10 protein-coding genes are annotated in these 11,447 nt (G+C 72.4%); 8 read left to right on the top strand and 2 right to left on the bottom strand.

The genetic code is table 11. The features are described from left to right. Nucleotides 1–5 precede the first annotated feature (5 nt). Both ispG and dxr read left to right on the top strand, forming a co-directional pair. Nucleotides 6–1,106, top strand: coding sequence for a flavodoxin-dependent (E)-4-hydroxy-3-methylbut-2-enyl-diphosphate synthase (gene ispG / locus OHV05_RS00645; protein WP_405015761.1), 1,101 nt, complete (start codon nt 6–8; stop codon nt 1,104–1,106). After that, nucleotides 1,103–2,368 (top strand): 1-deoxy-D-xylulose-5-phosphate reductoisomerase, encoded by a 1,266-nt coding sequence (dxr, locus tag OHV05_RS00640; protein ID WP_405015760.1) that lies wholly within the window; start codon nt 1,103–1,105, stop codon nt 2,366–2,368. The genes ispG and dxr overlap by 4 nt, the downstream gene beginning before the upstream one ends. A gap of 11 nt (nt 2,369–2,379) precedes the next feature. Here dxr and OHV05_RS00635 read toward each other — a convergent pair whose 3' ends face one another. Continuing rightward, complete coding sequence (locus OHV05_RS00635) at nt 2,380–2,595, bottom strand: hypothetical protein (protein ID WP_405015759.1); 216 nt, start codon at nt 2,593–2,595, stop codon at nt 2,380–2,382. A gap of 1,428 nt (nt 2,596–4,023) precedes the next feature. On the opposite strand from OHV05_RS00635, the gene OHV05_RS00630 reads away from it, so the two are divergent. The 3 genes from OHV05_RS00630 (at nt 4,024) to OHV05_RS00620 (ending at nt 6,355) form a co-directional block, all read left to right on the top strand. Next, a complete protein-coding gene (locus tag OHV05_RS00630) occupies nt 4,024–4,653 on the top strand; it encodes a hypothetical protein (protein ID WP_405015758.1) in 630 nt (209 codons plus the stop codon). 669 nt (nt 4,654–5,322) lie between these two features. After that, nucleotides 5,323–5,691, top strand: a complete 369-nt coding sequence (locus OHV05_RS00625) for a hypothetical protein (RefSeq protein WP_405015757.1) — start codon at nt 5,323–5,325, stop codon at nt 5,689–5,691. Then, nucleotides 5,684–6,355, top strand: a complete 672-nt coding sequence (locus OHV05_RS00620) for a class F sortase (RefSeq protein WP_405015756.1) — start codon at nt 5,684–5,686, stop codon at nt 6,353–6,355. Before OHV05_RS00625 ends, OHV05_RS00620 begins: the two co-directional genes overlap by 8 nt. A 24-nt stretch (nt 6,356–6,379) precedes the next feature. Here OHV05_RS00620 and OHV05_RS00615 read toward each other — a convergent pair whose 3' ends face one another. Continuing rightward, a complete protein-coding gene (locus OHV05_RS00615; protein WP_405015755.1) occupies nt 6,380–7,060 on the bottom strand; it encodes a hypothetical protein in 681 nt (226 codons plus the stop codon). 411 nt (nt 7,061–7,471) lie between these two features. Between OHV05_RS00615 and OHV05_RS00610 the strand changes: the two genes are divergently transcribed. The 3 genes from OHV05_RS00610 (at nt 7,472) to OHV05_RS00600 (ending at nt 11,403) form a co-directional block, all read left to right on the top strand. Then, nucleotides 7,472–8,521: a Dyp-type peroxidase gene (locus OHV05_RS00610; RefSeq protein ID WP_405015754.1), complete on the top strand. Its 1,050-nt coding sequence runs from the start codon at nt 7,472–7,474 to the stop codon at nt 8,519–8,521. Between the two features lie 192 nt (nt 8,522–8,713). Next, nucleotides 8,714–9,988 (top strand): nitrous oxide reductase family maturation protein NosD, encoded by a 1,275-nt coding sequence (locus OHV05_RS00605; RefSeq protein ID WP_405015753.1) that lies wholly within the window; start codon nt 8,714–8,716, stop codon nt 9,986–9,988. A 353-nt stretch (nt 9,989–10,341) separates the two neighbouring features. Continuing rightward, a complete protein-coding gene (locus OHV05_RS00600) occupies nt 10,342–11,403 on the top strand; it encodes a PP2C family protein-serine/threonine phosphatase (protein WP_405015752.1) in 1,062 nt (353 codons plus the stop codon). Nucleotides 11,404–11,447: the final 44 nt, after the last annotated feature.

Here is an 11,447-nt window from a genome sequence, read left to right as displayed (position 1 = left end):
TCCTGATGCCGCCGTCGCAGGTGCCACGCCGTCACTCCCGCCGGATCCAGGTCGGTTCGGTCGCGGTGGGTGGTGACGCCCCGATCTCGGTGCAGACCATGACCACCACGCTGACCGCCGACGTCGACGCCACCCTGCAGCAGATCGCCGCGATCACCGCCGCCGGGTGCGACATCGTCCGGGTCGCGGTTCCGTCCCAGGACGACGCCCGGGCGCTGCCGGAGATCGTCCGCAAGTCGCCGATCCCGGTGATCGCCGACATCCACTTCCAGCCGCGCTACGTGTTCGCCGCGATCGACGCCGGGTGTGCGGCGGTGCGGGTGAACCCCGGCAACATCAAGGCGTTCGACGACAAGGTCAAGGAGATCGCCCAGGCGGCCGCCGCCGCGAACATCCCGATCCGGATCGGCGTCAACGCCGGCTCCCTCGACAACCGACTGCTCGTCAAGTACGGCAAGGCCACCCCCGAGGCCTTGGTCGAGTCGGCCCTCTGGGAGTGCTCGCTGTTCGAGGAGCACGGCTTCCGTGACCTCAAGATCGCCGTCAAGCACCACGACCCCCGCACCATGATCGCCGCCTACCAACTCCTCGCCGAATCCTGCGACTACCCCCTGCACCTCGGTGTCACCGAGGCGGGCCCGGAACTCCAGGGCGCCGTCAAATCCGCCGTCGCCTTCGGGATCCTGCTCAACCAGGGGATCGGTGACACCATCCGGGTGTCCACCTCCGCCCCACCCGTCGACCAGGTCAAGGCCGGCAGTCACATCCTCCAGTCCCTGGGCCTGCGGCCCAGGAAGTTGGAGATCGTCTCCTGCCCGGGCTGCGGGCGGCTGCAGGTCGACATCCACCGGCTCAGCCGGGAGGTGGAGGCGGCCTTCGAGGGTTTCCCGATCCCGCTCCGGGTGGCAGTGATGGGATGCGTGGTGAACGGCCCCGGCGAATCCCGCGAGGCCGACCTCGGGGTCTCCTCCGGCAACGGGAAGGGCCAGATCTACGTCAAGGGCGAGATCATCCGCACGGTGCCCGAATCGCAGATCGTCGAAGCCCTGCTGGAGGAGGCCATGCGTCTCGCCGAGGAGGCCGGACCGGGCGAGCCCACCGAGTGACCGGCACCGGCCGTCCCGCGACCTCCTCGCTCTGTGATCCCCAGGCCCGTCCCGACCGTCACAGCGGCCCGGTCTCGTCCGTCGTGATCCTGGGTTCCACCGGCTCGATCGGAACCCAGGCCGTCGACCTCGCCCTGCACTACCCCGACCGGCTCCGGGTGGCCGGCCTCGCCGCCACCGGGCGCAACCCGGACCTGCTCGCCGAACAGGCCCACCGCCTCGACGTGGCCACCGTCGCCGTCGCGCGGCCCGCGACGGTTCCCGCGCTGCGGGCGGCCCTGCGCTCCCGGTACGGACCGGGACGCTTCCTGCCGGAGATCATCGCCGGACCCGGTGCCGCGGCGGAGCTGGCCTCGGCACCGTGTGACCGGGTCCTCAACGGCATCACCGGCTCCATCGGCCTGGGCCCGACCCTGGCGGCACTCAGAGCCGGCCGGATCCTGGCACTGGCCAACAAGGAGTCCCTCGTCGCCGGCGGCCCGCTGGTGGCGGAGCTCGCCCGACCGGGGCAGCTCATCCCGGTGGACTCCGAACACTCCGCCATCTTCCAGTGCCTGGCCGGCGCCACCCACGGCCAGGTCCGGCGGCTGGTCCTCACCGCCTCCGGCGGCCCCTTCCGGGGCCGCAGCCGCCGGGAGCTGGACAAGGTGACACCGGATCAGGCGCTCGCCCACCCCACCTGGACCATGGGCCCGGTCGTCACCGTCAACTCCGCGACCTTGATGAACAAGGGGCTGGAGGTCATCGAGGCCCACCTGCTGTTCGGGATTCCCTACGACCGCATCCACGTGGTGGTCCACCCGCAGTCCTACGCGCACGCGATGGTCGAGTTCACCGACGGCTCGACCCTCGTCCAGGCCGGACCCCCCGACATGCGCATCCCCATCGCCCTCGGCCTCAGCTGGCCCGACCGCCTGCCGGCGGTCACCCCTCCGGTGGACTGGGAGGGGCCGCACAACTGGCAGTTCGAGCCGCTGGACCACGACGCCTTCCCCGCCGTCAGGCTGGCCGGCCTCGCCGGAAGCCTCGCAGGCACCGCTCCGGCCGCACTCAACGCCGCGAACGAGGAGTGCGTCGAAGCCTTCCTCGCGGGTGATCTGACGTTCACCCAGATCATCGACGTGGTGGCCGAGGTGCTCGCGAGCCACTCCGCCCCCAGGGCCGGCCTCGCCATCGACCTCGAAACCGTTCTCGCCGTGGACGGCTGGGCCCGCCGTCGGGCCCGCCGCTGGATCAAGCGGCTCCGCAGGACCGGACGGTGAGGTCCGGTGGGCTACCGGAACTGCGCGGAGAACGAGCCCAGGTCCCAGTAGCAGCCGCACCGGTCGATGAGCCGGTCCTCGTTGAACCGGGCGGTGGTCACGCCGACGATCACGAAGGTGCTGCCGACGTGGTCCGGCGTCACCAGGCCGGGCATCTCCCGCAGGATGGTGCCGTGCATCTCCCACCGCAGGGCCGCCCGGGCCCCGGCGCCGAACGCGTCGAGCACGGGGAAGGTGAAGCGCGCACAGGTGAGCCACGTAGCCGGCGGCCACGTCCGGCAGGATCATCGAGCAGAAGAAGGAGTTGAGTTGACGCTCCATCAGGTACTCCCAGGACGGTGGGACCCGCCGGGCCAGGCGCCACCCGGACTCGCCGCCGAAGCCGATGAACAGGGTGGCCAGGGCGTGCTTGAGCCGACCGGCCTGAGCCGGGGTGGCGATCTCGTGGACACTCGCGATGGCGCCCTGCCAGGCCTGGCAGAGGATGCTCGTCCGGGTCTGGGCGTCCCACTCCTTCGCGCAGGCGGCGATCGGCGCGGTCGACTCGATGGTGAACGTCCCCATCATCAGCTGTGGGTACAACTGTGCCGGGACGACGCCGTGTTCGTTGTCCTCGCAGGTGTCGTCGGTGATGTACTCGGCGACGAAGCACTTGGCCAGCACGAGCAGGTGGTTGTCACTCGCCGCATGCGGATTGGCCAGGCACATCATGCGGCCGAAGCCGCTGAGGTTGATCTCGCCCAGGTAGTCGGCGATCCCGACCTCGAGGGCCCATTTCTCCAGCGCCGCTTCGACGCGGTGGGCTCGGCGGGTGTTCTTCTCGACGGGAGGCGGAGGGGTGCTGAGGCGGGCGTAGGGGTCCATGCTGTTCTCCCACTGCCGTGTGCCGGTGTGCGCACTGTTCCCGCCAAGCCTGGGGCGGCGGCCGGTGCCACGTAAGAGGCTTGCGGGGGTGGGACCTTGGACCTGGCCCGGGTACGCTCCGGGGGCGCACGCACGATGCCCGAAGATGATGCCGCCCGTGGCCCGCGGCGACTGTTTCTGTTGAGGAAGCGGATGTCTGCACGCCGATGATCAAACCCAGGGACGTGAAGGTGCGCGTGCCGGCGGACGCCGCCCCCGTCGAGTCCTGGTCGGAGGAGGCGATCCGGCCCGCGGGTGAAGCCGGTCCGACCGAGCTCACCGCATGGCACCGCCGGGGCTGCGACGGTCGGCGGACGGTCGGCGGTGCACGGAGTCCTGGTTGGCGAAGGTTTCGCAGCTGGTGCAGGTTGCGCCGCCGCCTGCTGTGCGGCAGGTGTCGTCGCCGTCCCCGCCGGGACCCCCTCACCCTGCGCTCCGTCCGGACACAGCGCGTAGTCGGCGGGGCGTCCGGGTGAGCGGGCCACCTCAAGCCCCGGTGCACGGCGGTGGGGCGACGAACAGTCAGGCCGTGTCGTGTCCTGTGGTGCTCCGGGGCCGTTGTTCCGGTCAGGACGTCGGCGGGCCGTCAGCGGGAGTGGCCCGTCGGCCGGTCCGCCGCCCGAGACCTGAGGATGATCAGGGCAGGCTCCAAGCCCCGCAGGGACAGCAAGGCCGGCAAGGCCAGGGTGAGCAGGGAGAGCAGGAGGCACGCCGCGGCGCGGAACAGCTCGGGAGAGTGGTTCGGCAGTGGTGTGCACGGCGCGCAGGGCCTGATGCACCTCGATGTGCGCGTCGCCGGCGACGGACTGCTGATCACCAGCTCCCCGGTCGAGGTGGACGGGGCCCCGGGTATGTGGCGGCTGCGGCTGCGCAACGACAACGGTGGCCGGGACCTGCGGGAGCTCGCGGCCGCGTTCCGCCGGGGTACCGCGTACGTGCTGGGTGATCAGGGCGGTGCGTCGGGCCCGGTGACGTTCTTCCCCGACCCGGGGCAGCCGGGGGTGGGGTCGCTGGTCCGTACCCGTCCGGTCGACCCGGAGGACGAGGGATCCGGCGAGCTCGTGCGCCGCGCCGATCTGCCACTGCCGCTGTGGGCGGAGGCCGGTTTCGCGATGGTTCCGATCCTCGCCGTACTGGACACCGGCGTGCCGTCCGAGCGGTGGGACCAGGAGGACGTCCTGGCCTGTCCCGGGTGCCGACGCCCCGTGTACGGGAAGGAGGCCACCACCGGTGTGCTGGTCGGGGGTGCGTTCCCGCTGGTCGGCCTGTGCCGGATCTGCGTGAGCGGGCAGACGTTGCGCGCGGTCCGCGAGACGGGGCTGCTGATTCCCGAGCAGCAACGGGTCGTCCTGGCGTCCTTGGAAGGCGCCAGAACCGCCTGAACGGCACCCTCGCCTGCTCCGTGCAAGGCCGTCCGAACGGGTTCGAGGATGATCCGCCATTCGGTCGCACCGTCACGAACGGCCCTGCCGGGCAGGGCTGTTGGTGGCGGAGCAGAGCATTCGGCCCTGGGCGGCGCGCGCGGAGTGGGCTGACCGGGTTGAGCGGTCACGCCAGGTGGGTGTGATCATCAGCCCGACGGCGGATCCGGCGGTTTGAGTCAAGAGGAATCCTGCAACCATTCCATAACTATTTGCCACAGCTGTGGGGCTGCGCAGGCGAGGCCCGCCCGCCCCACCAATGAGGGGAACCAGTAGATGCCCAGACTCGCGATGCGAGTGGCCGGCGCCGCGGCGGCTGTAGCGTTCCTGGGTGCCGGGGGGTCGGCCTTCGCGGCGCCCACGGACGGGATGCCCCCGGCGTGGTGTGCCGATCACCCCTCCCGATGCGGCATGACTCCTCCGCCCAAGCCGGCCAAGGAAGTTACCCCCGACCCGGCTCCGGGAAGCGGTCGGCCCGCCGATCCGGCGGTCGTCGACTGCCCCGTGCCGGCCGGGAATCCGGCCGGATCCGCCGCCTGCCCCGCCGATCCAGGGGCCGTACCGGCTGCCGTGCCGGCCCCGCTCGCCCTGATCACGGTGGACCCGGGTGTCGCGCGACCGGGAGGCACGGTGCACATCCACACCGGAGCCCCCTGCCCGGGCGGGACGGAGACCGCGTCCTCCCCGGCTTTCGCGGCGCCGGTGCCGCTCGGACCCGACAGTCCGGGCGGCCTGGCGACCGTCCCGGCGAACGCGACGCCGGGCACCTACCCGGTCACCGCCACCTGTGCCGGCGACCCGGTCGCCACCGGCAGCATCGTGATCGCGGACCCGGCCGCTCCGGCCGCCGGGGGCGGCTGGGGAGCGGGTGCCGGCCCCGCCGACGCCGCCCTGGTCCTGGCCGGCTACGGCGCGCTGATGCTGACCGGCGGGGCCGGCACCGCCGCAGCGCTACGACTGGTCCGTCGCAAGCTCGGCGGAGCCGTGGCCGGTGCCTGAACGCAGGCGGCGCCGGGTCCGGCGCGCCTTGGAAGTGCTGTCCGGTGCGCTGCTGTTCGTCGCCCTGGTCGGGGCGGTCCGAAACGCCGTCATCGCTCCCGAGCCGGCACCGCCCGCTCCGGCGCAGCCCGCCTCCCGGCCGCCGAGCCCGCGCGCCGACCCGCCCGCTCCCGCGCACCCGTCTCCCGGCGCGCACGCGCCGTTGTCGCCCTCCACGCCCCTGCGGATCTCCATCGCCGCCATCAAGCTCACCGCGCCGCTGCTGGCGCTGGGCACCGACAGCAAGGGTCGGCCGGAGCTGCCGCCCTACGCCATGCCGGACGCCGCGGCCTGGCTGCGCGACACCCCCACGCCCGGTGCGCCGGGGGCCGCCGTGCTGGCCGGCCATGTCGACACCCCCAGCGGCCGCGCGGTGTTCTGGTCGCTGTCCGCCGTCCCCGCCGGTGCCGCCGTCGAGATCAGCCGACTCGACGGCAGCACCGCCACCTTCACGGTCGATCAGGTCCGCACGTTTCCCCGCGCCGCCTTTCCCGCGAGTCTCGTCTACGCCCCGACCCCGGCCGCCGAACTCCGCATCATCACCTGCGGCGGCACGTACGACCACCACCATCACGAGTACACGGACAACGTCGTCCTCTTCGCCCACCTCACCGACGCCCACTGACGGTCGGCCGGGGCCGGGAGTTCGTCAGGTGGTCGGGGTCGGTGAGTCCGGGCCGAGCAGCCGGGAGAGGGCGAACGACCCGCGTCCCCGGGGCTGCACGTCGACGATGAGGGTGTCCACGGCCGTCCCCGTCCACAGCTCCGCCGCACCCGTGTCGGAGTCACCGGAGCCGGGAGCGGCGGACCTGCCCTGCCCGCCGACGCTCACCGCGTTCTGGTCGTGGACCACGGCGGTCAACGGCATCCCACGACTCATCAGGGGCGCCGGAGCGGAGCCGTTGGACACCATGAAGGAGACCGAGCCCTGTGACTGGTCGAGGCCCGCCACGGCGAAGCGCAGCCGGACCGGCTTCGTCAGCGTCACGGTCATCCGGTAGCCAGTGCCCTGAGGGAGGATCAGGGCGCTGCCCGAGAGCTGGGGCGAGACGGCGAGCGGGCCGGCGTGGCGGGCGAACCGGTCACTCCAGTAGCGCTGCGACGGGCCCCCGGGGGACGTGGCGACCACTGCTGCCCAGCCGTTGTCGGCGGTCCCGCCGCGGAACGTCGGGGTCTCCTCGAGGGTGGACGGCCGCACCGAGCCCCAGTCGACGGCGACCCCCGTCACCGTCTCGCCGTCGAAGGTGCCGATGCGCATCGGGGCGTTCGAGGCTTCGGCAGGTCCGGCCGCCACGGCCGACCCCAGCGTGACGCACAGCAGGACGGTCACCAGTCGACGGATCCGTCTCCGGGGTGGGCGCGGTGACGGGGTGGGCATTGGGGTGGGTTCGATGGGCGCGGACACGATCGGCCTCCTGGGTACCAGGGTTGATGACAGGAAAGTCATATCCGCGATCCCGGTCGAGCTCACACCTGCCGGTGGAAGATCACTGGTTCAGTGGCGGACGAATGCCCGCGCCGCTGGGCCCATTCGACCGCCGTGGCGGCGAGTGCGCGGATGGACCAGTACGGCATCACCCGGGGGAGTGGAATCCGCAGCCGTCCGAGCGGAGCCGACCCCCGGGCGTGAACGGCGACTCGCGTGGACCCCCGTCGGCCGGGTTCAATCGCCGCCGTGCACCCATCTCTGCCGAACCGCCCTGTCACGTCCCGACGCCTGCTCCTGGGCGGTGCGGCCGCCTTGGCCGCCACTGCGGCGGCGTGGGGTGCCGAGCGGGTGCTGCCCCGCTCGCCGCAGGTCCCGGCCCCGCCGCCGCGGGCGGTCCCGGCGCTGCGCCAACCCGGCCTCGACACACCGCAGTTGCCCCATGCGCTGCTGCTGGCGTACGACCTTCCCGACGCCTCGGGCAGCCGGGCGGCGAGCGCGTTGAGCGCGCTGCTCGGCGGGTGGACCGGTACCACCCGCACGGCGGCGGTCACCGCCGTGCTGGGTGTCGGGCCCGGACTGCCCCGGCGGGTCCCGCTGCGCGTCCCCGAAGCGTTCGGCGAACTGCCCGCGCTGCCCGGTGACCGGCTGGACCCGGCGCGCAGCGGAGCGGACGTCCTGCTGCAGTTGTGCGGTGACGACCCGGAGGTCCTCGGTGCGACGGCGGACCTGCTGGACCGGCAGGCGGGCGGTCTGCTGGCGCCGCGCTGGCGCCAGGCGGGCCACCTGCCGCCCACGCCGCCCGGTGAGACGCCCCGGAACCTGTTCGCCTTCAAGGACGGCACCGCCAACCCCGGTGCCTCGGGGGAGCGGTGGGTCTGGCTGCCGGACGGGCCGTACGCGGGCGGGACGTTCCTGGTGTACCGCCGGATCGCCATGCGCACCGCCGCCTTCGCCGGACTGTCCGGCGAGGAGCAGGAGGCGGTCATCGGACGCCGTCGCGACGACGGGCGGCCGCTCGGCGGCGCGCACGAGCACGACGAGCCGGACTTCGGTGCCAAGACCCCGAACGGCCGCTACGTCATCCCCGCCACGGCGCACATCCGCGCCGCCAACCCGCGTCTCGACGGCGGCGCCCGGATGCTGCGGCGGGGTTACACGTACTCGGACGGGCCGGACGACGAGGGGCTTCTGTTCTGTGCCTATATGACGGACCCGGCGCTCTTCGTCCGGGTGCAGCGACGGATGGCCGAGAGCGACGCCCTCACCCCCTTCGTCGAGCACCGCGCCTCGGCCGTGCTCTTCGTGCCGCCCGGTGCACCGGCGGGGGCGTCGCTGGGGGAGAGCCTGTTCGCTCGGGGATGACCTCGGGGTCGGGCGCGGGCGCGAACTGCGCTGTGCCGTAGCTCGGTTGGAATCATTCGAGCAGAGGGTTGATTCGGGGTGGCGGGGGCCGTCGGGGCCGGTCGATCCGGCCCGCGTCAGACTGGTATATCTGACGACATGTCCGAAACACCACAAGTTGTTCCCCGGTCGCCGAGGCGCCGGTGGAAGCCGGTGCTGCTCGCCGCGACGGTCCTCATCTCGCTGGCCGGCGCCAGTGGTTGCGGCAGTGGCGAGCGGGCCGCGCCGCCGCCGCCGGCCGTCATCCGGGTGCCGGAGGACGTGCCGACCATCCAGAAGGCGGTCGACCGGGCCCGGCCCGACGACCGGGTGCTGGTCGCGCCGGGCGTCTACCGGGAGAGCGTTCGGATCACCCACGAGCGGGTCGTGCTGCAGGGCGCCGATCGCAACACGGTAATCATCGACGGTGAGTTCAGGCGTGGCGACGGGGTCGTCGTCACCGGCGCCGGGTCGGTGGTGGAGAACCTGACGGTCCGCAACAACCTGTTCAACGGTGTGCTGTTCACCGGGATCACCGATCCGAACTTCCAGGGCAGGGGTGGCAGCAGCGGTGAGTACCAGGCCATGGACACCACGAAGTTCCCGGCGATGCGCGGGTTCCGTGCCTCCTACGTCACCGCCCACAACAACGGCCTTTACGGCATCTACGCGTTCGACACCCGGGACGGGCTGATCGAGCACTCCTACGCCTCCGGCCATGCCGACTCCGGCTTCTACGTGGGCCAGTGCGATCCGTGTGACACCCTGGTCCGCGGCAACCTGGCCGAACACAACGCCATCGGCGCCGAGTTCACGAACTCCTCGGCCGGTCTCCAGGTGGTGGGCAACAGGTTCTCCGCCAATCGGGTGGGCGTGTCGATGGGCTCCGACACCCTGGAGGCGCTGGCACCGCAGCACGGCGCCGTCTTCGCCGGGAACGTGGTCACCGACAACGCCGACGCGGGCACGCCGGAGCAGGCGGACGGCGGCTTCGGTATCGGCCTCGGCATCGGCGGCGGTGTCGCCAACACGGTGACCAACAACCTGGTGACGGGCAACCCGACCGCGGGTGTCATCGTCACGACCGCGAACGGGTTCGCCCCGGCCGACAACCGGCTGAGCGGAAACACCGTGACGGGCAACGGGGTCGACCTCGCCTTCACCGGCCACCCGGAGGCGGGTGCGACCGGCAACTGCTTCACGGGCAACACCGCGGGAACGAGCGCCCCGGCCGACGCCCTGGTGGGCACCTGTCCGCTGGCGACCGCCGGAAGCGTCGGGCCGGCCACGGCTCCGCCGGGCATCTCCTTCCACGACGTGCCGGCACCGGGGCCGCAGGCCGCTGCGCCCGTCGGCTTCGGCGGCACCGCGATGACCGGTTCGGTGGTGCTGGCCGATCCGGCCAAGACGCCGCTCCCCACGGACCCGAAGGCGGTGCCGCAGCGGTGACCGAGAACCTCGGCGACGCGGTTCCCCAGGGCACGACGGTCGACTCCGTGCGGGATCGGGGTGCCGACCGGCACCAACGGCGGTCACTCCGTGAGCGTGTCCGGCTCGCGGAGTCCTACGGGTCCGTGAGACCAATTGCCTATGGTCGGAGAAACCCCCGGAGCCCGTGAAGGATCAGTCGGCAGGCACCGCCCGTTCGTGCGGGAGCGGTCCGCCGACTCGCCGACCAGCTCATCGGGCCGGCCCGATGCCAGCCTCCGTGCGGAGGCCACCACGGCGCCGGGCCTCCCGACGGGCGTTTCGTGAGCTGGGGCGCTGCCCACCGCACTCGGCTGGCCCAAGCGGTGACGTCCGTGCGGCTGCCCCTGCTCATCCTGCTCGTCATCGCGGTGGCCGACGTGGTCACGGGGCAGGACACGGTCTTCTATCCCTTCCTGATCCTCTGTCCGGCGCTTGCCGCACTCACCGCGACGCCCAGGGCGGTGGTGGTGGTCGGTCTGGTCTGTTTCCCGGTGCGTTACCTGCTCTCGCGCTACGACCACCCGTCCGAGCCGCTCAGCTCGTCGGTCTTCCTGGCCAACAGTGCGGTGTTCCTGGTCGCGATCGTCCTGTGCGCGTACCAGGCCCAGCTGCGCATCCGCCGGGAGACCACGCTCGCGGACGTGACCTCCGTCGCCCTGGCCGCCCAGGAGGTGCTGCTGCCGACCCTGCCGAGCACCGTGGGCGGGGTACGGATCAGCACGCGGTACTTCGCCGCCGCGGCCGAGGCGCGGATCGGCGGAGACCTGTACGCGGCCGTCGACACCCCGTTCGGCACCCGCATCCTCATCGCCGACGTCTGCGGCAAAGGACTCGGTGCGGTGCGGACCGCGTCCCTCGTGCTGAGTGCCTTCCGCGAAGCCGCACTGGACGACCCCGACCTCGCGACGGTGGCCCAGCGGGCCGACACGAACGTCAGCCGGTTCAGCGACGACGGCGACTTCGTCACCGCCCTCCTGGTGGAGGTGCACCCCACCCACCTGACGCTGCTGCACCGGGGGCATGTCGCGCCGATCCTGGTCGGCCCGTCCGGCGTACGCGACCTCGACCCGCCCGCACCCGGACTGCCGCTCGGACTCGGCCTGCTGGGACCGGAGACCGACACCCCGTGGACGATGCCCTTCCACCCCGGCGAGGTCCTGGTCCTGGTCACCGACGGCGTCCTGGAGGCCCGGGACGCGAACGGCACCTTCTACCCGCTCCACGACCGGCTCGGCGTGCTCATGGACCCGTCCGCCCCCGATCACCCGTGGAGCCAGGGCAACCTGGACCGGGCCGCCGACCGGATCGGCGCCGACCTGCTCGGACACGCCCACGGCAAGGCGAGGAACGACGACGCCGTCGTCATGCTGATCAGCCGCACCGAGCCGACCTGACGGCGGTGGGCCGGTACGGACAAGAGGAGGGGCCCCGGTCTTCC

This window comes from Kitasatospora sp. NBC_00070 (assembly GCF_045041205.1).
In the GTDB taxonomy this organism is placed as follows: domain Bacteria; phylum Actinomycetota; class Actinomycetes; order Streptomycetales; family Streptomycetaceae; genus Kitasatospora.
This window is presented reverse-complemented; position numbering and strand designations above follow the sequence as displayed.

What these genes read in the sequence shown, in the direction of transcription:
- ispG (WP_405015761.1), top strand. Translation starts at nt 6, where the DNA reads ATGCCGCCGTCGCAGGTGCCACGCCGTCACTCCCGCCGGATCCAGGTC.